Source organism: Nonomuraea sp. NBC_00507, from assembly GCF_036013525.1.
In the GTDB taxonomy this organism is placed as follows: domain Bacteria; phylum Actinomycetota; class Actinomycetes; order Streptosporangiales; family Streptosporangiaceae; genus Nonomuraea.
In genome coordinates this window covers 4,180,272-4,200,953 of the sequence record NZ_CP107853.1, presented here as the reverse complement: position 1 = coordinate 4,200,953, position 20,682 = coordinate 4,180,272, and the positions used below count along the sequence as shown (strand labels likewise).

Sequence of the window (20,682 nt, the reverse complement as noted above, 5' to 3'; positions counted from 1 at the left end):
ACACGCCGAACGATCCCGGCCGCCCGCTCGTTGCCCCTTCAGGAGGCGGGGGCCATGGAGCGTAACGGGTGCGGCGCGGGATGCCTGATTGTCCTGGCGGCCCTGACCACGCCGCTGGTCCTGCTGGCCGGTGTGCTGCTGGCCGTCGTCACCGTGGACGCCGCCCAGCTGGAGTTCCGAGCCGCGCGGCAGCAGGGCACGATGGGGCACTTCACCGCGCGTGAGCTGGACTGCTCGGGCCGCGGCCCGTGCAACTGGAACGGCGTCTACGTCTCAGACGACGGCTCGCTGACCAAGCCGGACGCCTGGATCTTCGGATACGGGCCGGATGAGCTGGCCGCGGGCGACCGGGTGGCGGCGCTCGACGCCGGGCACGACGTCAAGGTCTTCCGTCCGGGTCACTACGACCTGCCCGGCGTGCTGCTGCTGGCGGGCTTCTCGCTGGCGACCCTGCTCCTGCCGGTGTACCTGTTCCGGCGCGCGCTCTGGAAGCGCCCGCCCAAGTGGACGCCGGAGCGGCCGATGTGGAAAGGCCATCGACTCTAGTCAGGCGGAGCGGCTGACCTCGGGCCGGTAACCGAACTCGACCTGGGCGGCCGCAGCCTCGGAGCGCTCGCGGAGCCAGACCGTGGCATCGGCGGCGGGCATGGGCTTGCAGAAAAGCCAGCCCTGCCCCACGTCGCAGCCCATCTCGGCCAGCCGCACGGCCACCTCGTCCGACTCGACGCCCTCGGCCACCGAACGCAGCCCGAGCGAGCGCACCAGGTCCACGATCGAGCGCACGATCCGCTCGTCGTCCTCGGAGCCGGCCATCCTGCGCACGAACGAGGCGTCGATCTTCACCTCGGACACCGCCAGCCGCTGCAGCCTGATCAGCGAGGAGTAACCGGTGCCGAAGTCGTCCAGGGCCAGCGGCACGCCCAGCGTGGCCAGCGCCTTGATGGTCTCCTGCGTATAGGCCTGGTCGCCGGTCAGAATGCGCTCGGTCACCTCCAGCTGGATGGCCGACGGCGGCAGCCCGTACTTGGCCAGCCCCACCTCCAGTTGCTCGGGCAGGGCCGAGTCGAGCAGGTCGCGGGCGGAGATGTTGACCGAGATCTGCACCCTGAGCCCGGTGTGCCACCAGAAAGCGGCCTGCTCGAGAGCCTCTTCGATCACGTACGCGGTCAGCTGCCGCATCAGGTAGGACTGCTCGGCCAAAGGAACGTATTCGGAGGGCGCGATCGCCCCGTGCACCGGGTGCCGCCAGCGCAGCAGGGCCTCCACCCCGTGGACGGCGCCGCTGCCGAGGCTCACCTTGGGCTGGTAGTGCAGCCGGAGCTCCCGATTGTCGATGGCGCGGCGAAGATCACCGAGTAAGGTGAGCCGCTCGGGCGAGTTGCGGTCCTTGTCCGGCTGGTAGAGCTCGACGCCGGTGCGTCCCTCCTTGGCCAGGTACATCGCCACGTCGGCCCGCTGCAGCAGCAGCTCGAAATCGGGCGCGTGATCGGGATAGAGCGCGATCCCGACCGAGGCGTCCACATCGAAGGTCATGCCCTCCAGCCGCACCGGCTCGGTCAGCGCCGCGCGCAACCTGGCCGCCACCTCCCTGGCCGCGTGGGCGTCCCTGATCGAGGGCAGCAGCACGGCGAACTCGTCGCCGCCCAGCCGGGCCACGACGTCCTTGGGGCGTACGGAATGGGTGAGCCGGTGCGCGACCATCTGCAGCAGCCGGTCGCCCACCGGGTGGCCCATCGTGTCGTTGACCTCCTTGAACCGGTCGAGGTCGAGCAGGAACAGACCGACCCGCTCGTCCTGACGGGCCTCGGCGAGCGCCTCCTCGGTGCTCACGATGAGCATCTTGCGATTGGGCAGGCCGGTCAGCTCGTCGTGCAGGGCCTGGTGGTCGCGGCGCATGGACAGCGTGGCGGTGAAGTAGACGGCGGCCAGGGGGGCGACGAAGAGCGGCACGAGGCCGGGCGAATGGTTCATGACCACGACGACCAGGGGCGCCAGGCCGAGCAGCGCGGCGTAGACGAGGCTCTGCGGCCCCACGGTGACCTTCAGCACCCGCACGATCGAGCGCCGTTCGTGCAGCGCGACCGCCCCGCTGACCAGCGTCGCCCTGGAGGCGAAATAGGCCACCCCGGCCAGCGCGATCGCCGGCAGGTGGCCGCCGCTCGGCTCCCACGGCGCGGCCGGGCTCGGCGCGATCCCGAACGCCCCCAGCACCACGGCCGCCGCGGTGAGCGCCAATGTCGACTGAGCGATGTTGAACATGACCCGATGCCACGACTTGCGGGTCACCACCCCGTTGATGGCGACGGCGACAGCCTGCATCAACACCGCGACCGGCAGGCCGAAGTGCAGCAGCACGGCGAAGGTGAACATGGTGGACGGGTAAGTGCCGCCCACCAGGCTGGCGGACGACACCATCACGGGCCTGAGCTCGCCCAGGATCACGAGCACCGCCAGCACCCAGAACAGTGCCGTGCGGGCCAGCTCCACGAGCGCCACCCAGTCCAGCCTGATCATCGCCACGACGAGGGCGGTGAAGCCGACCACGGTGACGCCTGCGAGGAACGCCCAGAGCGGCGTGCCGACGCGTGGTCCGGTGTCGCGAGTGTCGGTTGGGTCAGTCATCGGTAACAGAACCCCCATTAGGTCACTATGGGAGGGTACGACCTTCACCCCACTTCGCGAAACCAAGCGCGTACGGTCCGTAATTCTCCTTTCCGACATATACCCAAAAACCACCCTGCGTAGCAAACGCGAAGCCATGCGTATGTACGCCCGCGCCACAACACCCTGACTCCGGGTCCCACACCTCGCGACCGCGGCGGCCGACCCCAGCCGGGCCTACCGCCGCTAAGCCTCCTCAGGCTTGACCACCCGGCCGCCCCAGCCGGGCCTGTCGCCGTTAAGCCTCTTCGGGCTTGACCGCCACCTGCGCCGCCGCCTCCGGCCCGTCCTTCAGCAGGACCTCGAACCCGGCCCCGTCGAGGATCGGCACCCCCAGGCTCACCGCCTTGTCGTACTTCGACCCCGCGTTCTCCCCCGCCACCAGGAACGACGTCTTCTTCGACACCGACGAGGCGACCTTCCCGCCCCGGCCCGCCAGCGCTTCGGAAGCCGAGTCCCGGGTGTAACCCTCCAGGGTCCCCGTGACGACGAACGTCAGCCCGCCGAGGGTCTGCGGCCCCTTCTCCGGCGCCGGCTCGTCCTCCATCCGCACTCCGGCCGCCCGCCACCGTTCGATGATCTCCCGATGCCAGTCGACCGCGAACCATTCCTTGATCGTCGTGGCCATCCGCGGCCCGACGTCTTCGACCGCCGCCAGCTCCTCCTCCGAGGCGTTCATGACGGCCTCGATCGACCGCATGGCGTCGGCGAGCTTGCGCGCGGTGGGCGGCCCGACGTGCCGGATGGACAAGGCGACCAGCACCCGCCACAGCGGCACCTGCTTGGCCTCCTCCAGCTCCGACAGGATCAGCCGAGCGTTCTGGCTGGGCTCGCCGTTGATGTTGGAGAAGAACGAGACGATCTTCTGCTCACCCGTCTTGGGGTCGATCTTGGGCAGGCCGGTGTCCTGGTCGCGGACGACCGACTTGATCGGGATGAGCTGCTCGATCTTCAGGTCGAACAGGTCGGCTTCGGTGCGCACCACGGGCTCCTGCGGCGGCAGCGGCTGCGTGAGGGCGGTCGCCGCGACGTAGCCGAGCCCGTCGATGTCGAGCGCGTAGCGCCCCGCCGCGAAGTAGATGCGCTCGCGGATCTGCCCAGGGCAGCTGCGGGCGTTGGGGCAGCGCAGGTCGGCGTCGCCCTCCTTCTCGTATGCCAGCTGCGTCCCGCACTCCGGGCAGTGCGTCGGCATGACGAACTCGCGCTCGGACCCGTCACGCAGCGCCGCGACCGGACCGACGATCTCGGGGATGACGTCGCCCGCCTTGCGGAGCACCACGGTGTCGCCGATGAGCACGCCCTTCTTGACCACGATGGCCGCGTTGTGCAACGTGGCCCGCTCGACGGTCGAGCCGGACACGACGACCGGCTCCATCACCGCGTACGGCGTGACCCGCCCGGTCCTGCCCACCCCCACCTGGATGTCGAGCAGCTTGGTGTTGACCTCCTCCGGCGGGTATTTGTAGGCGATCGCCCACCGCGGCGCCCGCGAGGTAGATCCCAGCTCGCGCTGCGTGCGGAAGGAGTCGATCTTGACCACGACCCCGTCGATCTCGTATGCGGGATCGTGGCGGTGCTCGCGGTAGTGCTCGATGTAGCCGTTGACCCCGTCGAAGTCCGGCACCACCTTGTAGAGATCGCTCACCGGCAGCCCGAACTCGCGCAGCCGGTCGTAGACGTCCGACTGCGCCCGCGGCTCCTTCGCGCCCTCCCAGACGCCGATGCCGTGCACCAGCATCCGCAGCGGCCGCTGGGCCGTGATGCGCGGGTCCTTCTGCCGCAGCGTGCCCGCCGCCGAGTTGCGCGGGTTGGCGAACGGCGCCTTGCCCTGCTCCACGAGCTGCTCGTTGAGCTTTTTGAAGTCCTCGACCGGGATGTAGACCTCGCCGCGCACCTCGACCAGGCTCGGCACGTCGTCACCCTTGAGCCGGTGCGGGATCCCCTTGATCGTGCGGACGTTGGCCGTGACGTCGTCGCCGGTGCGCCCGTCGCCCCGGGTGGCGGCGCGCTCCAGCCTGCCGTCCCGGTAGACCAGCGCGATCGCCAGTCCGTCGATCTTCAGCTCGCACAGGTAAGGCCCGGGGTCGCCTTCGGCCAGCCGCTCGGCGCGCGTCGCCCATCCCGCCATGTCCTCGGCGTTGAAGGCGTTGTCCAGGCTCTCCATCCTGGCCAGGTGCTCGACCTTGGCGAAGTCGCCCGCGACCGGCGCGCCGACCTTCTGCGTCGGCGAGTCCGGCGTCTGCAGCGACGGATGGGCCTCCTCCAGCGCGAGCAGCTCCTTGAACCACTCGTCGAACTGGGCGTCGCTGACCGTGGGCTGGTCGAGCACGTAGTAACGCCAGCGGGCGTCCTCGACCAGCTCGCTCAGCTCGGCATGCCGCTTGAGCGCGGCCACAGGCACGCCCCCGACGCTCGACTCGCTGGTCACGGCACCCTCTCCTCTCGTCCGACGGCTTGAGCAAACGCTACCGCCGAGCACCGACAACGCGAATGGCCCGGGCATCCAAGAGGGCCCAGCGCGTATCCGCGCTCAGCCCTCTTGCCTGCCACCCGTAGGATCCTCCTTGAGCACCTGGGCGGCCTTCCTGCACGCCGCCAGCGCCGCCTTGGCGTAGGCGGGGGACGCCCCGGCCAGCCCGCACGCCGGGGTCAGCACGACCTGCCCGGCCAGCTTGTCCGGCGGGAACCCGAGCCGCCGCCACAGCTCCACCGCCGGCTTGGCGATCACTCCCACATCCGGCAGCCGCACGTCCCTGCCCGGCACGACGCCGAGCAACAACATCGCCCCGGCCTCGACGAGCTCCCCCAGCGTCTCCTGGTCCCGCCGCCGCAGCAGCGAGGCGTCCACGGAAACCCCGCGAACCCCGCCCCGCCGCAGCATGTCGAACGGCACGGAGCGGGCACAGCAGTGCACGACCGGATCGTCGAACAGCCGCAGCGACTCTTCGACCCGCCATTCCTCCACGGCGGCGAGCCGGCCGAACCCGGAGGCGGTCGGCACGGTCCCGGCCAGCACCCCAGGCAGCCCCGGCTCGTCGAGCTGCAGCACGATCTCCGTCACCCCGGGCAGCCGCCGCCGCACCTCGGCGCAGTGGTCCGCGACTCCCTGGGCGAGCGAGGCGGTCAGGTCGCGTACGGCCCCGGCGTCGGAGAGCACCTTGTCCCCGTGCCTGAGCTCGATCGTCCCGGCCAGCGTCCACGGCCCGCAGACCTGGAGCTTCAACGGCCCGGCGTAGTCGTGCCCGATCTCCTCCAGCGCGTCCAGGTCCCGCCGCAGATGATCGACGGCCCGCTGATGATCACGCCCGGGCCGGTCGGTCAGCCGCCACCCGGACGGCTGCACCTCGACGGGCAGTTCGATCAGCAGCGCGGCCGTCCTGCCGACCATGTCGGCGCCGACACCCCTGGCCGGCAGCTCGGGCAGGTACGGCAGCCCCGGCACCTCACCGAACACGACCCGGACCGCTTCAAGATGATCATCTCCAGGATGCGAGCCGACCCCGGTGGCTTCCCACGTAGACATGGGTACAAGCGTAGGCTCTGGCGAATGGAGCTCACCAAGTACGGTCACGCGTGCGTACGCCTGGAAAAGGACGGCAAGGTCCTCGTCATCGACCCGGGGGCGTTCACCGAGGACCCGGTGCTCGACGGCGCCGACGCGGTCCTGATCACCCACCAGCACTTCGACCACGTCGATCCTGGCAAGCTCGCGACCGTCCCGCCGGGCGTGGAGATCTGGACGTGCGAGGGCGTCGCCGGCGAATTGTCCGACGTGCCGGTCAAGGTGAACGTGGTCCGGCACGGCGACGGCTTCGAGGCGGCCGGTTTCGGGGTGAAGGTGTTCGGCGAGTGGCATGCAAAGAATCACCCCGATTGGCCGATCGTCCAAAATGTCGGCTTCCTGGTGGACGACGAGGTCTTCTACCCAGGTGACGCGCTCACCGTCCCCGAGGCGGAGGTGCCCACGCTGCTGGTGCCCACCAACGCGCCGTGGCTGAAGATGGCGGAGATGGTGGAGTATCTGCGGACGGTACGCCCCGCGCGGGCGTACTCCACCCACGACGGCCTGCTCAACGACAACGGCCTCGGCCTCGTGGACAACTGGCTGAGGGTGGAATCCGACAAGCTCGGCGCCGACATCCGCCGTCTCCAGATCGGCGAGTCGGTCACCCTGGGCTGACGTCAGGTCAGGCCGGCGTCCACCGTTCGGCCGGCGGCGTCACGACCTCGGACGCGACGAGCGCTACGAGGCCGGGACGACGCCCTCGGACGCGAGCGCTACGAGGCGCCCGCGATGGTGGCGGACCCCACGACGGTGTCCCCGCGGTAGAGGACGGCCGCCTGGCCCGCCGCGACGCCCGTGGCCGGGCGGTCGAGCTCGATGCGCAACCCGCCGTCGATCTCCTCGAAGCGGCACCCGTAGACCTCACCGTGTGCCCGCAGTTGCACGGCGAGCTCGCCGGAGACCTCGGACGGCCCGTTCCAGACCGGCGGGCCGCAGGTGATCGACGTGACCTCCAGCGCCGAACGCGGCCCGACCGTGACCGTGTTGGACACCGGCTCGATCGACAGCACATAGCGCGGCCTGCCGTCCGTGGCCGGGCGGTCGATGTGCAGGCCCTTGCGCTGGCCGATCGTGTAGCCGTGCGCGCCCTGGTGGCTGCCGACCACCGCGCCGCTCTCGTCCACGATGGGCCCTTCCGCCGACCCGAGCCGCTTGGACAGGAAGCCCCGTGTGTCGCCGTCGGCGATGAAGCAGATGTCGTGGCTGTCGGGCTTGTCGGCGACGGTCAGGCCACGCCTGGCGGCCTCCGCGCGCACCTCCGCCTTGGTCGAGTCACCCAGCGGGAAGATCGCGTGGCCGAGCTGCTCGCGGGTGAGCACGCCCAGCACGTAGGACTGGTCCTTGCCCTCGTCAGCGCTCCTGGACAGGACCCCGTCGATCAGCCTGGCGTGATGACCGGTGGCGACCGCGTCGAAGCCCAGGGCCAGCGCCCGGTCGAGCACGGCCGCGAACTTGATCTTCTCGTTGCAGCGCAGGCACGGGTTGGGCGTGCGGCCCGCCGCGTATTCGGCCACGAAATCCTCGACCACGTCACGCTGGAAACGCTCGGCCATATCCCAGATGTAGAACGGGATGCCGATCACGTCGGCGGCGCGGCGCGCGTCCCGCGAGTCCTCGATCGTGCAGCACCCCCGGGCGCCCGTGCGGTGAGATTGGGGGTTGGCGGACAGGGCAAGGTGGACACCAGTGACATCGTGGCCCGCCTCGGCGATCCGAGCGGCGGCCACGGCGGAGTCGACGCCGCCCGACATGGCGGCAAGCACACGCAATCCCATGACCTTTCCAGCCTACTGTCCGGCGGGGAGTGCGCGACCATGACGGGGATCTGGGAGTATTCAGCCCATGCGACTGTTCGGGCGCAAGGACGCAGACGACGAGGACGACGAGCCGCGCGGAGACGGGATCGCCGAGTTCTGGACGTGGTGGCAGGAGACCAGGCCGCGGCTCGACTCGCTCGTGGCCGCGGGCGACACCGGAGGGCTGGAGGACCTGCTCGCCTCCGCCGTCGCCGCGCTGCATCCCGACCTGGTCTGGGAGGTGGCGCCCGGCAGGAACGCCATGCACACCCTGGTGGTGACCTCGGCGGGCGACGCCGAGCTGCGCCCACTCGCACACCGCTGGGCCAAGGGCGCGCCGGAGGCCGACCTGCTCTGGGAGTTCCACCCATCGCGGCAGGCCAATCCACAGGCGCTGGAGCTCACCCTGGACGTGGGCGGCTTCGAGTTCGCGCTCGACAAGCTGATGCTGGGCCTGCGGGCGCCACGGGACACACCGCGGGTCGACGTGGCCGCCTACCATCCGATCTTCGGCGAGCTCGACGAGGACACCAGGATGGAGACCGCGCTGCTGGCCCTGGACTGGCTGCTCGGCGAGGACGACGTGGCCAGGTGGGTGGGCGAGATCACGGCCGTCACGTTCGAGCCGATCGACGCGGTGCCCGCCGTGCATCTGCCCGCCGTGGTCGCCGACGTGGCCTCCGGTTTCGACGAGGAGCAGTGGGTGCTGCTCGAAGGGCAGACGGCGGGCGGCGCGCCACTCGTCGCCACGGCCCGCTATCCGCTGCGCCCGGTCGACTATCCGCTGTTCGACCAGCACATCGCGATCACGCTGCCGTACGCGCACCGCGACGAGGCCGGCCTGCCGATCGGCGCGTCGCTGACCGCGCTGCGCGACTTCGAGGAGCGGCTGGCCGCCCGCATGCTCAAACTGCGTGACGACGCGGTGCTCGCCGCGCACCTGAGCACCGAAGGGCTGCGCACCATCCACGTCTACGCCGACCCGACCGGCGAGGCCGCCATCCACGCCAAGGAGCTCATCGTGGGCTGGGAGGAGGGCGAGCCCCGGGTGGACGTCGGCACCGACGCCGGATGGACCGCGGTGGCCCCCTTCCTCAGCTGAGGCCGGCGCGGCGGGCGCGTTCTACGACGGCCGGGAGCACCTCGATCAGCCGGTCGACGTCCTCGCGGGTCGAGGTGTGGCCCAGGGTGAACCTGAGCGAGCCCCGAGCCGCGGCCGCGTCGGCTCCCATGGCCAGCAGCACGTGTGACGGCTGCGCCACGCCCGCCGAGCAGGCCGAGCCCGTCGAACACTCCACGCCCTTGGCGTCCAGCAGCATGAGCAGCGCGTCACCCTCGCAGCCGGGGAAGGAGAAGTGGGCGTTGCCGGGCAGCCGGTTGTCCGGATCCCCGTTGAGCAGCACGTCGGGCACGGCCTGGCGGACGCGTTCGATGAGCTCGTCGCGCAGCGCCGTCAGACGGCTGCTCAGGGCCTCCTGATGCTTGACGGCGGTGCTGACGGCGGCCGCGAGCCCGGCGATGGCGGGGGCGTCGAGCGTGCCGGAGCGCACGTCGCGCTCCTGGCCACCGCCATGCTGCACGGACACCGGGGTCAGCCCTCTGGCCAGCAACAACGCGCCGACCCCCATCGGGCCGCCGACCTTGTGGCCGGTCAGCGTGAGGGCGTCGGCCCCTGACTCGGCGAACGAGACCGGCAGCTGCCCGATCGCCTGGACCGCGTCGGTGTGGAACGGGATGCCGTGGTCGCGGGCGATGGCGGCCAGCACGCGCACCGGCTGGACGGTGCCGACCTCGTTGTTGGCCCACATGATGCTGATCATCGCCACGCCGCCGGGGTCGCGCTCGATCGCTTCCCGAAGCGTGTCGGGGTGCACCCGGCCGTAGGCGTCGACGTCCAGCAGCTCGACCTCCGCGCCCTGGCTGCCGGACAGCCAATGGGCCGGGTCGAGCGCGGCATGGTGCTCCACGGAGCTGAGCAGCACCCGCCGCCGCGGCTGCCGCGCCCAGTAGAGCCCCTTGATCGCGAGGTTGTCCGCTTCAGTGCCGCCCGAGGTGAACACGACCTCGCTGGGCCGAGCTCCGAGCGCGTCGGCGATCGTCTCCCGCGACTCCTCGACCACCCTGCGCACCTGACGGCCCGCCGCATGCAGCGAGGAAGGATTTCCCACCCGTTTGAGTTGCTCCGTCATGGCCTCGATCGCCTCGGGCAGCATGGGCGTGGTCGCTGCATGATCAAGATAGGCCGACGGTCTGGTCACGTGCTCAGGGTATCTCGTTTGCGACTGTACCGTCCGGACGGTACAGTAAAGACATGAGACGAGACGAGCTTTTGGACGCGGCGGAGGAGCTCCTCTGCGACCAGGGCTCGGCCGCGCTCACGCTCGCGGCCGTCGCCGAGCGAGCAGGTGTGAGCAAGGGCGGCCTCCTCTATCACTACGGCTCCAAAGAAGCCTTGATCAAGGCCATGGTGGAGCGGTTGATCGAGGACTTCGACGAACTCATGGCCGCTCAGCCGGATGAGACCTACACCGAGCGCTACGTGGGCGCGACGCTGGCCGCCGTGCGATCGGGCCGGCTGCGACGATGGGCGGTCGTCACGGGGGCGTCGGGCAACCTCTTCCTGCTCGCGCCGCTCCGTGACGCGATGGCCCGATGGCATCGCGAGGGGTTGAGCGAGGAGCCGGATCCGCAGGCATCGCAGATCGTACGGCTCGCGTGTGAGGGGCTCTGGGACGTGGCCAGCCACGACCCGGAGCTGAACACCGAGGACGATCTGCAGGCCCTCGAGGGCCGCCTGCGAGCCCTGCTGAAAACTCCGCCCAAAGCGCCCTGACCCGGCCCGTCCCAACGACCCGCACCTAGCGCCGCCGAGGGACTTCGGCCGACCCCGCCGAGGGTCCGGCGTCCGCGAGGACCCGACGCCTATCGCCACGCCCCCGATCCGTCCGCCAACCCGGCGCCGGGCCGGCGAGACGGCGTGCGGCGGAGGCCGGCGCGGACCAGCACGGCGCCTGGCTACACGACGCCCCACCCGCACGACGCTGCAACCGAGCGGCGTGCCACATGCGTCACCCCACGCCACTGATATCCAAAATGATTAACGATCTTGTGAGGTGTTGCCGAATGACCCGCAACCTGAGGAGCGCCCGCTACGGGGCGGTCCTCACCTTCGTCCTTAGCGGCCTGATGGTGGGCACGATGACCGTGCGTATCCCGGCGCTGACCGACAAACTCGGCCTGTCCGAGTCCACGGTCGGCGCCATCCTGCTGGTCTGGGGTCTGGGCGCCCTGGTGACCATGCAGTCCATGCGCAGGATCATGACCCGCGCGGGCAGCAGGGGGGTCCTGCGGGTCGGCGGCCCACTCACCGCGCTCAGCCTCGTGGCCGTGGCCTTCGCCCCGGATCTCCCGTGGCTCATGGCCGCCGTGGCGCTGTTCGGCCTGGGGTTCGGCATGGTCGACATCGCCATGAACGCCCAGGGGTCCACCGTCGAGCAGGCGTACGGCCGTCCGCTGATGAACGGCATGCACGCGGGCTGGTGCGTCGGCGCGATCGCGGCAGGCGCCCTCGGCAGCCTGTCGATCGCCCTGGGACTGTCGTTCACCGCCAACGTGGCGCTGATCGGCCTGGCCGCGCTACCGGTCATGATCGTGCTCGGTCGCACGTACCTGCCCGAGGCACCGGCCGCCAAGGCCGCCGCGAGCGGCCGCCGCCGCATGCCGCCGATCGTCTACCTGCTCGGCGCCATCATGTTCTTCGCGTTCATGGTGGAGGGCACGGTCGCCGACTGGAACGGCCTCTACATGCGCAACGAGCTCGGCGCCCCCGAGGCGCTGGCGGCGCTCGGCTACCCGGTCTTCGAGGCGGGCATGCTGATCGCGAGGCTCACCGGTGACCGGCTGCGGACCAGGTTCGGCGTGCGCGGCATGCTGACCGTCTCCGGGGTTGCCACGGCCGGGTTCTTCGCGGTGGTGCTGCTGGCTCCCGCGGCGCTGGTGGCGGTGTTCGCGATGTTCTTCGTGGGCCTCGGCGTGGCGACGATCTCGCCGCTCACGCTGTCGCTCGCCGGGACCGCCACCGACACCCCGGGGCCGGCGATCGCCCAGGCGGGCGCGATGGGGTACACGGGCCTGCTGCTCGGCCCCGTGGTGATCGGCTTCCTGTCGGACACCACCAGCCTGCGTACCGCACTCGGCATCGGCGTCGTCCTGGGCCTGCTGATCGCCCTGGCCGCCCGCCTCCTCCCCCGTACCGAACCGGCCACCGTCAACCGGCTCCCGCTCCCGGACCGGCAACCGGCCGAGATCGCCGCCTGACGACCCGATCTGGGAGTTTCCTGTGGATCGCCGTCGCCGCCCCGCGCTCACCCGCCGGGCGGCGCGGCGAGGCGCTATCTTGGCTCGATCATGGAGGAGTGGCTGGATCCAACTGGGATCTCAACGCAGCGCCTGCACGTGAGGGCGACCACGCGTGCCGACCAGCCCGCGTTGGAACGTACATGGCTGGGCCCGGACATCCGCCGCTGTCTGGGCGGTCCGATCGCCCCCGAGATGCTGGAACGACCGCGCGTTTGCGCTCTACCACGGGAGATCGTCCGTCGTCTCGGTGAGTGTCTCCCGCAGTTCGTCCGCAAGGCCTGTGGCGTCCGCACCGAGACGGGTCAGTTCGGTACCGACTTCGACAGCGGAAATCCATCGGCGGCGACGAGAGACCGGGATGAGTGATGCGCTACAAGCGTAGCAACGCCTCCGTGGCCTCGATTGTGGAGTCCTCCCGCCCACGCCCTCGGCCACGCGGTCGAGCCGACGAATCGGCGAAACGGCTTTGAGCGGGGGTTTGGGGGGCTGAGCCCCCCAATGTCACAGTCTGAGCTCCCTTGCGCGAAGCGCTACCGCGCGAAGACCATGCTTATCCCCCCGCGCACCCTACTTGCGCTTCTTGACTTCCTCCGTGAGCTGGGGCACGACCTGGTGAAGGTCGCCCACCACTCCGTAGTCGGCCAGCTCGAAGATCGGCGCCTCAGGGTCCTTGTTGATGGCGACGATCGTCTTGGCGGTCTGCATGCCGGCCCGGTGCTGGATCGCCCCGGAAATGCCGGCCGCGATGTAGAGCTGCGGCGACACCGTCTTGCCCGTCTGGCCCACCTGGAACTGGTGCGGATACCAGCCCGCGTCCGTCGCGGCGCGCGAAGCGCCGACGGCCGCGCCGAGCGCGTCCGCGAGCTCCTCGATGATGGAGAAGTTTTCGGCCGAGCCGACGCCGCGGCCGCCGGAGACCACGATCGCGGCCTCGGTCAGCTCGGGGCGGGCGCCCTTCTCCTGCTTGACGCGCTCCACGATGCGGGCCGCCTTGGCCGCGTCGGACAGCGCCACCGAGATCTCCTCCTCCGCTCCGGCGCCCCCGGCGGGCGCGGGGGCCGTGGAGTTGGGGCGTACGGCGATGATCGGGGTGCCCTTGCGGACCTTCGACTGCACGTTGATGCCGCCGCCGAAGATCGACTGGTCGGCTACGAAGCCCTCGCCGAGGCCCACGGCGTCGGTGATGACGCCGGAGTCGGTCTTGACCGCGAGGCGGCCGGCGACCTCCTTGCCCTCGGGCGTGGCGGCGACCAGCACGGCCGACGGCGACTTGTCGGCCACCAGCTGGGCCAGTAGCTCGGCCTTGGGCGCGACGACGTGGTCGACGATGTCGCTCGCGGGAGCGACATAGATCTTCTCGGCGCCGTACTCGGCCAGCCTGGCCTTGGCGTCCGGCGTGATGCCGGGGCCGGCCCAGACGGCGGCCGGCGTGCCGAGGGAGCGGGCCAGCGTGAGCAGCTCCAGCGTGACCTTCTTGACCTCGCCGTCGACGTGCTCGACGAGAACGAGAATCTCCGACATTTCAGTAATCCCCCGTTCTCAGATGAACTTCTTCGACGCCAGGAAGTCGGCGGCTTTCTCGCCACCGTCGCCCTCGTCCTTGACGACCGTGCCGGCCGCGCGCGGCGGGGCCGCGGCGAAGTCGACGACCTCGGACCAGGCCGCGGCCAGGCCGACCTGGGCGGCGTCGATGGAGGCGTCGCCGATGGCGAGCGTCTCGACCGGCTTCTTCTTGGCCGCCATGATGCCCTTGAACGAGGGGTAACGGGGCTCGTTGATCTTCTCCACCACGGAGACGACGGCCGGCAGCGTGGCCGAGACCTTGTCGAAGCCGTAGTCGGTGAGGCGCTGGATGGTGATCGAGGAGCCCTCGATCTCGACCTTGTTGGCCAGCGTGAGCTGTGGCGCACCGAGGCGCTCGGCCAGCATGGCGGCCAGCACGCCGGTGCGTGCGTCGGTGGACTCCGAGCCCAGGACGACCAGGTCGAAGCCGATCTTCTTGAGCACCTGGGCCATCGCGTACGAGGTCGACAGCGCGTCCGAGCCGTGCAGAGCCTCGTCGCTCAGGTGCACGGCCTTGTCGGCGCCCATGGCCAGGGCCTTGCGGATGGTCTCGGTGGCCTTGCCTGGGCCCATGGTGAGCACGGTGACCTCGCCACCGTGGGCTTCCTTGAGCTTCAGCGCCTCCTCGACCGCGTACTCGTCAAGCTCGTTGACCACGCCGTCGGCGGCGTCGCGGTCGAGCGTCTTGTCATCGGACCGCAGCTTGCGCTCGGTCGCCGTGTCGGGGACCTGCTTCACGCAGACGACGATGTTCATGGCCGGTGGCCGACCTCCCGTTTCGCGTGCGCCACCGCGTCGCTGCGGTGGGCGCCGGATGCAATGCTGTCCAGACTGCCAGGTGTCCTCCGGGCTCCCGGCAGAGGGTGGCTTGTCGCGGTCATGTTACCCATGGGTAGCTTACGCGCAAACCGCCGCGGATGCGGACGACACGACAGCCACCATACCGAGCTTAATTCTGTTAACGCCCACCAGGCCCCGCGCCGCCACCGGACCGTCATGCCGACAGCAGGAACACGATCCCGACCACCAGCGCCGTGCCCGCGAACAGCGCCAGCGTGAACGTGCTGAACACCGCCGCCAGCCCGAAACACAGCCCGACGACCCCCGCCACGCTCACCATATCCGTGATCATGCGACTGCGCCGGTAAGGGCCGTGCGAGAACAGCGCCACCCCGGCATCCGCCACCACGGCCAGCGCGTACGCCGCCAGCAGGAAGAGCGCGACCTCCGACAGCGGCTCCCACGCCGCGGCCGCCAGTAACGACACGAACAGCCCCGAGCCGATCAGCCAGCGCCTGCGTACCTTCTCCCGATGCCGGGCCTTGGACTCCTCCACCGTCCGCCGATGCCGCTCCTTGCCCGGCCGCCACTCCACGGTCATCGCGTGGTCGGCTGCGCGAGAGGTGCGGGGCGGCGGAGCAGGCACGTGGGCGACGCCCAGCTTGGCGCAGATCTCCGCGGCCGTCGGCCGCGCGGCCGGATCGACGGACAGGCACACCCGCAACAGCGGCGCCAGCCACTCGGGCACGCCTTCCAGATCGGGCGGATGGTGCACGACCCGGTAGGCGACCGCGGAGGCCGGACCCTGCCCGTACGGCTGCCGCCCGGTCGCCGCGTACGCCAGCGTCGCCCCGAACGAGAACACGTCGGCCTCCATGCCCGCCTGCTTGCCCTCCAGCACCTCGGGGGCCAGGTAGCCGGGCGTGCCCACCACCGCGCCCGAGGCGGTGACCGACAGCGAGTCGAGCGCGCTGGCGATGCCGAAGTCGATGACGACGGGATCGCCTTCGGCCATCATCACGTTCGCCGGCTTGAGATCGCGGTGGATCACTCCGGCCTCGTGCATGGCCAGCAACGCGTCGGCCAGCCCGGAGGCCAGCCTGTGCAGGTCGTCCACGGGCGCGGGCAGGGCGCTGAGCGGTCGGCCCTGGACATAACGGGTCACGAGATAGGGTCGGGCGCCCTCCAGCGAGGCGTCGAGCACCTCTGCCACGTGCGGCCCGCCGACCCTGCGCATGGTCTCCACCTCGCGCGCCAGCCGGGCGAGCGCGCCGGAGCTCGCGCCGTCGGCCGCGATGTGCGGGTGCAGCACCTTGACCGCGACCGTGCGTCCCTCGGCGTCGAGCGCGAGATGCACCTCGCCGAACCCGCCTGCCCCGAGCCGGGAAAGGAGCTCATAGGGGCCGAGACGCTCGCTCATACCTCTACTCTCCCCCTGACGGCTTGCCGGGACACTCGGGCGCCATCCTCCTGACGCCCTGCCCGTCAGACTTAGGCGCCATCCTCCTGACGCCCACCCTGCGGACTCAGGCGCCCTGCCGGGACGCCTCAGGACCAGTTGGTCAGGAAGCCCAGCCCGAGATCGTCCAGCAGGCTGCCGATCAGTCCGCTGATCAGCCCCATCGTGCTCTGCCTGGCCTCGCTGGCCAGTTGGTCGATGACCGTCTCCGGCGCCTGCCACGGCGACCACACCGGCTGCTGGCCCAGCGCGAACATCACCGCGAACAGCGCCGCCGTGCCCACCAGCACGACCGCGACCAGCGCCGCACCGGGCGTACGCAGGACGCTGGTGAGCGAGCGGGTCACGGCCTTACGCGGCGCACCGCCGCCGGGCAGCACGAACAGGCCGGCGGTGAACGCTCCGGCCCCGTAGGCGGCCGCCTCGTTGACGCTCATCCTGCCCGCCCAGTAGAGCACGCCCCACACGCACACGCCGAACAGCAGCGCCAGCGGCCCGTGCACGGCTGTCACGAGCGCCGACTTCACGAGCGCCCACGGCGTGCCGACCACGACGAGCAGCGGGTCGGACCCGCTGCTTCCGCGGATCTGCCGCCGCTTGACCAGGTCGCCGAACAGGTATTCGCCGAGCCGCAACACCAGCGCCAGCACGACCGCCACCGCGCCCACCATGACTGGCATCATGACCGTCAGCGCGACCAGCGTGACCAGCAGCAGCAACCCGGTGAACTGGCTGCCGAACAGATATTTCTTCCGCTCGGCCGGCGGAGTGTATTGAGGCGGCGGAACGTAGCGAGGCGCCGGTGGCGGCGGGGCCGTGCGCGGCTGCGGCGCCGGGTAGCCGGCCACCCGCTGGTCGGCCATCGGCGGCCGGGCGGAGACGGGCGCGGGCACGTAGGGCGGCGGCTTCTCCTCACGCCGCTTCTTCTCCCGCGGCGGAGCCGGGGGCGGCGGCGCGGGCTTGGCGTATTGGACCGGAGGCAGCAGGTCGGAGTAGGAGTCCATGACCCGCGTCCCGCTGCCCATGCGCTTGGTCCCCGTCGGCCCATCGAAGGAGGGCGTCTCGTTGAACGTGGTCACCGACGGATCCAGCGCCCTGGCCATCCGCAGCAACTCCTGAGCGCCGGGCCGGGCCGCAGGGTCGACCTGCAGGGCCCGGCTGAGCCAGTGGCGCAGCCACGCGGGCGCCTTGTCGAGCTGCGCCCGCCCTTCCATGATGTTGAAGCAGACCGCCTCGAACGTTCCCGTGCCGAACGGCGGCGCGCCGGTCGCGGCGAAGAACACCGTCGAGGCCAGGGCGTGCACGTCGGCCGCCTGGGTGATGTCCGTATCGCGGATGATCTCCGGCGCCAGGTAGCCGGGCGTGCCGACGAACATGCCGGTCTGCGTCAGCCTCGTGGCGTTGACCAGGTGGGCGATGCCGAAGTCGATGACCAGCGGCTCGCCGTCGACGAGCATGACGTTGGACGGCTTGAAGTCGCGGTGGATCACCTCGGCCGCGTGAATGGCCACCAGCGCCTGGCAGAGCCCCTGGGCGAGCTTGATGACCTCGCGCGCCGTGAGGGCGCCGTCGGTCAGGACGGTGTCCTCCAGCGTGCGGCCGGGGGCGAAGCGGGTCACGACGTAGGGCTGGCCGCCCACGAGCTCGGCGTCGATGACCTCGGCGACGAATGGGCTGCGCACCCGGCGCATGGTCTCAACCTCGCGGGTCAGCCGGTCGCGCGCCTTGAGGTCGGCGGCCACGTGCGGGTGGAGCACCTTGATGGCGACCTCACGGCCCTCGCCGTCGAGACCGAGATGGACGACACCCATGCCGCCTTCGCCGATCTTCCTGACGAGCCGATAAGGGCCGAGCCGCTCTGGTGCCTGGGTGTTCATCGCCGCCTTCCCCGGATCATCCCCCATCCTTCAGGTCCTTGAGCAGCTCCACCACTGGATCGACGTTCAGCGGAGTCCATACGGCCCCCCTTGCGTTGTCCCCGAACGTGCCGTAAGCGAGGATCAGCGAGAGCGCGGCACCCGCCGCGAGGATTCCCGCTATCACCATCGCCGCTGTTCTCGAGGGTACGAGCGATGAGAGCGTTCTGCGCATTTGTTTGCCGGGACCCTCGACCCCGGGGCCGGCGCACACGGTCCACAGCGCGACCGCGGCGCCCCAGGCGAGGGCATTGTATGAATCCATCCCGGCCACTACCGATAGCAACAGTGTAACCGGCAGCCCCAGGATGAGCGCGTAGAGCACCAGGGCGAGCGTGATGCCCACCGATTTGGCGAGTGCCTTGGGGTAGGCCAGCACCCTGATCACGTCGAGCGCGGCGGCGCCGGCCGCCCGGCGGGCGGAGAGCTGGGGCTGCGCCAGGTCCGCCGCGCGCAGCAGCACCGCGATCGGGATGGCCGCGACGGCCACGAGCACGGGCGCCAGCACGGCCGCCACGGTCATGAGGACGAGCAGCATGGCGCTCGCCACGCCGTACGCCCTGGAGCGCTGTAGTGCCCTGCCAGGCGCGGCCGCCGGGATGTAAGGCTCCCGCTTGGTCATCCGGTCCGGCGGATATTGCGGCTGCGCCGGGATGTAAGGAGGCGGCTGGGCCGGCGTCGGGCTCGGCCTGCCGTAGTCGGGCATGTCGGGGCCGTGACCCACCCTGCCCATGTCGGGGCCGGGCCTGCCGGCGTCAGGGCCGGTGCTGAGCCTGCCGTAGTCCGGCGAGTCGGGGCGTACGCGCCTGGTCGGCACGTCGGTCTCGCCCGGCGGGACCGGGTGGTTGTTGGCCTGCGGCTGCGGCCACGGCTGGCTCGGCGGAACCGGCGCGCCCTCGCGCTGGATCTGCCGCAGCTCCTCGGGCGTGACCCGGCGGGTCGGCCACGGGTCGGCCTGGTTGGGCAGCAGCGAGACGTATGGCTGCTCCTGCGGCGGCGCGGCGGGCTGGTCCTGGCCTTCGAGCAGCCGCCTGGGCGTGACCGGCGGCGTGGAGATGTCGTAGGCCGGCTTGTCCGTCACCCGAGGCGGCGGTGTGTCCGTCGCGCGTGGCGCGGTGGAGATCTCGTCGGGCATGCCGCCCGGCGGCGGCTGCTGCGGCAACATCCTGGCGGTCTGCTCGGCCAGGTCGGCCGCCTTGGGACGCTTGTTGGGGTTGCGCTGGAAAGCCGCCTTGAGCAGCGGCTGCAGCGTCGCCGGGACGGCGCTGACGTCGGCCTTGCCCGCGGTGATGTTGTAGAAGATCATCTCCAGCGTGCCCTTGCCGAAGGGCGGCTGGCCGGTCGCCGCGAACAGCAGCGTGCCCGCCCACGCGTGGACGTCGACCTCGGGGCCCGCCTCCTGGCCCTCGATGATCTCGGGCGCGAGGTAGCCGGGCGTGCCGATGAACATGCCGGTCTGCGTCAGCCGGGTCGCGTCGACCGCCTGGGCGATGCCGAAGTCGATCAGGACGGGCTCGCCGTCCAGGATCATGACGTTGCCGGGCTTGAGATCACGGTGGATCACGCCGACCGAATGCACGGCGGCCAGCGCCGACGCCACCCCGTGCGCGACCCTGATCAGCGCGGGCAGGTCGAGTGGGCCGTCGTCCTTGACGATCTCGTCGAGCGGACGGCCCGGCACGAAACGGGTGACGATATAAGGCCGATGACCGGTGACGTCGGCGTCGACGACCTCGGCGATGTATTTGCTGCGGACCCGGCGCATGGTCTCGACCTCGCGCGAAAGCCGCCGCCTGGCGACCTCGTCGCCGGCGACCTCTCCGCGCAGGACCTTGACCGCCACCTGCCGCCCCTGCGGGTCGGCAGCGAGGTGGACAACGCCCATCCCGCCTTCACCGAGCCGCCTGAGCAGCCGGTAAGGGCCAAGTCGGTCATCGTTCATGGCATGAAGCACCATACCGGCTTAATCCCCGCCCACGAGATGAACCATGAGGCCACATTCCCACTCGTACAACGTCCGCAATGGCCTCATGGGTTTCCCATCCAACGGTCTCGAATCGGCTTCAGTTTGCTAGGGCCAGGACCTCGGCCCGCTTGAGCCCGGACAGCGCGGCACCGGAGACGGCGAGCTTCGATCTGCGCAGGCCGCTGCCGATCACCACCCTCGGATGCTCGGCGACGTGCGCGTCCACCAGGATCGGCCAGTCGTCGGGCAGGCCGAGCGGCGTGATGCCGCCGTATTCCATCCCGGTCAGCTCCACCGCGTCGTCCATCGGCGCGAAGCTCGCCTTGCGGGCGTCGAGATGCCTGCGTACGACGCCGTTCACGTCGACGCGCATGGTCGCGAGCACCATGCAGGCGGCGTAGCGCGTCTCGCCGCCCCGTTTGGCCGCCACGACCACGCAGTTGGCCGACTCGTCGAGCCGTACGCCATAGCGCTCGCAGAAGGCCGCGGTGTCGGCGAGATCGGGGTCGATCTCGGCCACCTCGACGCCCTCCATGCCGGCCACGGCGTGAGCCACGGGATCGGCCAGGAGGTCGGTTCGTTCGGTCGCGGGGACCCAGTGCAGCGTCATCCCATCT

Annotated in this window: 15 protein-coding genes and 1 pseudogene; 5 read left to right on the top strand and 11 right to left on the bottom strand. The window is 70.6% G+C overall.

Going from position 1 to position 20,682, the window contains the following annotated elements; all coding sequences use genetic code 11:
* Positions 1–54: 54 nt before the first annotated feature.
* Positions 55–546, top strand: a complete 492-nt coding sequence (locus OHA25_RS20880) for a hypothetical protein (protein WP_327589195.1) — start codon at positions 55–57, stop codon at positions 544–546.
* Here the strand turns inward: OHA25_RS20880 and OHA25_RS20875 are convergent, their stop codons facing one another.
* The 3 genes from OHA25_RS20875 to OHA25_RS20865 form a co-directional block, all read right to left on the bottom strand.
* Positions 547–2,622 carry a putative bifunctional diguanylate cyclase/phosphodiesterase gene (locus tag OHA25_RS20875; RefSeq protein ID WP_327589194.1) on the bottom strand — a complete coding sequence of 692 codons (2,076 nt, stop codon included), beginning with the start codon at positions 2,620–2,622 and terminating at the stop codon, positions 547–549.
* A gap of 277 nt (positions 2,623–2,899) precedes the next feature.
* On the bottom strand, positions 2,900–5,089 hold the full coding sequence (gene ligA, locus OHA25_RS20870; RefSeq protein ID WP_327589193.1) for an NAD-dependent DNA ligase LigA: 2,190 nt from the start codon (positions 5,087–5,089) through the stop codon (positions 2,900–2,902).
* 102 nt (positions 5,090–5,191) lie between these two features.
* Entirely contained in the window at positions 5,192–6,184 is a 993-nt protein-coding gene (locus OHA25_RS20865) for a methionine synthase (RefSeq protein ID WP_327589192.1), read from the bottom strand.
* Between the two features lie 24 nt (positions 6,185–6,208).
* On the opposite strand from OHA25_RS20865, the gene OHA25_RS20860 reads away from it, so the two are divergent.
* On the top strand, positions 6,209–6,841 hold the full coding sequence (locus tag OHA25_RS20860; protein WP_327589191.1) for an MBL fold metallo-hydrolase: 633 nt from the start codon (positions 6,209–6,211) through the stop codon (positions 6,839–6,841).
* Positions 6,842–6,939: 98 nt separating this feature from the next.
* Here OHA25_RS20860 and mnmA read toward each other — a convergent pair whose 3' ends face one another.
* Positions 6,940–8,001 (bottom strand): tRNA 2-thiouridine(34) synthase MnmA, encoded by a 1,062-nt coding sequence (gene mnmA / locus OHA25_RS20855; protein ID WP_327589190.1) that lies wholly within the window; start codon positions 7,999–8,001, stop codon positions 6,940–6,942.
* A 67-nt stretch (positions 8,002–8,068) separates the two neighbouring features.
* Here mnmA and OHA25_RS20850 point away from each other — a divergent pair, with 67 nt between their 5' ends.
* A complete protein-coding gene (locus tag OHA25_RS20850) occupies positions 8,069–9,124 on the top strand; it encodes a DUF695 domain-containing protein (RefSeq protein WP_327589189.1) in 1,056 nt (351 codons plus the stop codon).
* Here the strand turns inward: OHA25_RS20850 and OHA25_RS20845 are convergent.
* Positions 9,117–10,280: a cysteine desulfurase family protein gene (locus OHA25_RS20845; RefSeq protein WP_327589188.1), complete on the bottom strand. Its 1,164-nt coding sequence runs from the start codon at positions 10,278–10,280 to the stop codon at positions 9,117–9,119. The genes OHA25_RS20850 and OHA25_RS20845 overlap by 8 nt on opposite strands.
* 53 nt (positions 10,281–10,333) lie before the next feature.
* Between OHA25_RS20845 and OHA25_RS20840 the strand changes: the two genes are divergently transcribed.
* Both OHA25_RS20840 and OHA25_RS20830 read left to right on the top strand, forming a co-directional pair.
* On the top strand, positions 10,334–10,855 hold the full coding sequence (locus OHA25_RS20840; RefSeq protein WP_327589187.1) for a TetR/AcrR family transcriptional regulator: 522 nt from the start codon (positions 10,334–10,336) through the stop codon (positions 10,853–10,855).
* Between the two features lie 194 nt (positions 10,856–11,049).
* Positions 11,050–12,339: pseudogene (locus OHA25_RS20830) on the top strand (MFS transporter); the annotation flags it as partial.
* 609 nt (positions 12,340–12,948) lie between these two features.
* Here OHA25_RS20830 and OHA25_RS20825 read toward each other — a convergent pair.
* From OHA25_RS20825 to OHA25_RS20800, 6 genes are all read right to left on the bottom strand, one after another.
* Positions 12,949–13,902 carry an electron transfer flavoprotein subunit alpha/FixB family protein gene (locus OHA25_RS20825; RefSeq protein ID WP_327589186.1) on the bottom strand — a complete coding sequence of 318 codons (954 nt, stop codon included), beginning with the start codon at positions 13,900–13,902 and terminating at the stop codon, positions 12,949–12,951.
* 18 nt (positions 13,903–13,920) lie between these two features.
* Positions 13,921–14,700 carry an electron transfer flavoprotein subunit beta/FixA family protein gene (locus OHA25_RS20820; protein WP_305916693.1) on the bottom strand — a complete coding sequence of 260 codons (780 nt, stop codon included), beginning with the start codon at positions 14,698–14,700 and terminating at the stop codon, positions 13,921–13,923.
* A 238-nt stretch (positions 14,701–14,938) separates the two neighbouring features.
* On the bottom strand, positions 14,939–16,144 hold the full coding sequence (locus tag OHA25_RS20815) for a serine/threonine-protein kinase (RefSeq protein ID WP_327589185.1): 1,206 nt from the start codon (positions 16,142–16,144) through the stop codon (positions 14,939–14,941).
* A gap of 128 nt (positions 16,145–16,272) precedes the next feature.
* Entirely contained in the window at positions 16,273–18,087 is a 1,815-nt protein-coding gene (locus OHA25_RS20810; protein ID WP_327589184.1) for a serine/threonine-protein kinase, read from the bottom strand.
* Positions 18,077–20,041 carry a serine/threonine-protein kinase gene (locus tag OHA25_RS20805; protein WP_327589183.1) on the bottom strand — a complete coding sequence of 655 codons (1,965 nt, stop codon included), beginning with the start codon at positions 20,039–20,041 and terminating at the stop codon, positions 18,077–18,079. Before OHA25_RS20805 ends, OHA25_RS20810 begins: the two co-directional genes overlap by 11 nt.
* Positions 20,042–20,162: 121 nt before the next feature.
* Positions 20,163–20,675: a YbaK/EbsC family protein gene (locus OHA25_RS20800; protein WP_305916697.1), complete on the bottom strand. Its 513-nt coding sequence runs from the start codon at positions 20,673–20,675 to the stop codon at positions 20,163–20,165.
* Between the last annotated feature and the right edge of the window lie 7 nt (positions 20,676–20,682).

What these genes read in the sequence shown, in the direction of transcription:
- OHA25_RS20865 (WP_327589192.1), bottom strand. Translation starts at nt 6,184, where the DNA reads ATGTCTACGTGGGAAGCCACCGGGGTCGGCTCGCATCCTGGAGATGAT.
- OHA25_RS20820 (WP_305916693.1), bottom strand. Translation starts at nt 14,700, where the DNA reads ATGAACATCGTCGTCTGCGTGAAGCAGGTCCCCGACACGGCGACCGAG.
- OHA25_RS20815 (WP_327589185.1), bottom strand. Translation starts at nt 16,144, where the DNA reads ATGAGCGAGCGTCTCGGCCCCTATGAGCTCCTTTCCCGGCTCGGGGCA.
- OHA25_RS20810 (WP_327589184.1), bottom strand. Translation starts at nt 18,087, where the DNA reads ATGGGGGATGATCCGGGGAAGGCGGCGATGAACACCCAGGCACCAGAG.
- OHA25_RS20800 (WP_305916697.1), bottom strand. Translation starts at nt 20,675, where the DNA reads ATGACGCTGCACTGGGTCCCCGCGACCGAACGAACCGACCTCCTGGCC.
- mnmA (WP_327589190.1), bottom strand. Translation starts at nt 8,001, where the DNA reads ATGGGATTGCGTGTGCTTGCCGCCATGTCGGGCGGCGTCGACTCCGCC.
- OHA25_RS20825 (WP_327589186.1), bottom strand. Translation starts at nt 13,902, where the DNA reads ATGTCGGAGATTCTCGTTCTCGTCGAGCACGTCGACGGCGAGGTCAAG.
- OHA25_RS20875 (WP_327589194.1), bottom strand. Translation starts at nt 2,622, where the DNA reads ATGACTGACCCAACCGACACTCGCGACACCGGACCACGCGTCGGCACG.
- OHA25_RS20840 (WP_327589187.1), top strand. Translation starts at nt 10,334, where the DNA reads ATGAGACGAGACGAGCTTTTGGACGCGGCGGAGGAGCTCCTCTGCGAC.
- OHA25_RS20850 (WP_327589189.1), top strand. Translation starts at nt 8,069, where the DNA reads ATGCGACTGTTCGGGCGCAAGGACGCAGACGACGAGGACGACGAGCCG.
- OHA25_RS20880 (WP_327589195.1), top strand. Translation starts at nt 55, where the DNA reads ATGGAGCGTAACGGGTGCGGCGCGGGATGCCTGATTGTCCTGGCGGCC.
- OHA25_RS20860 (WP_327589191.1), top strand. Translation starts at nt 6,209, where the DNA reads ATGGAGCTCACCAAGTACGGTCACGCGTGCGTACGCCTGGAAAAGGAC.
- OHA25_RS20805 (WP_327589183.1), bottom strand. Translation starts at nt 20,041, where the DNA reads ATGAACGATGACCGACTTGGCCCTTACCGGCTGCTCAGGCGGCTCGGT.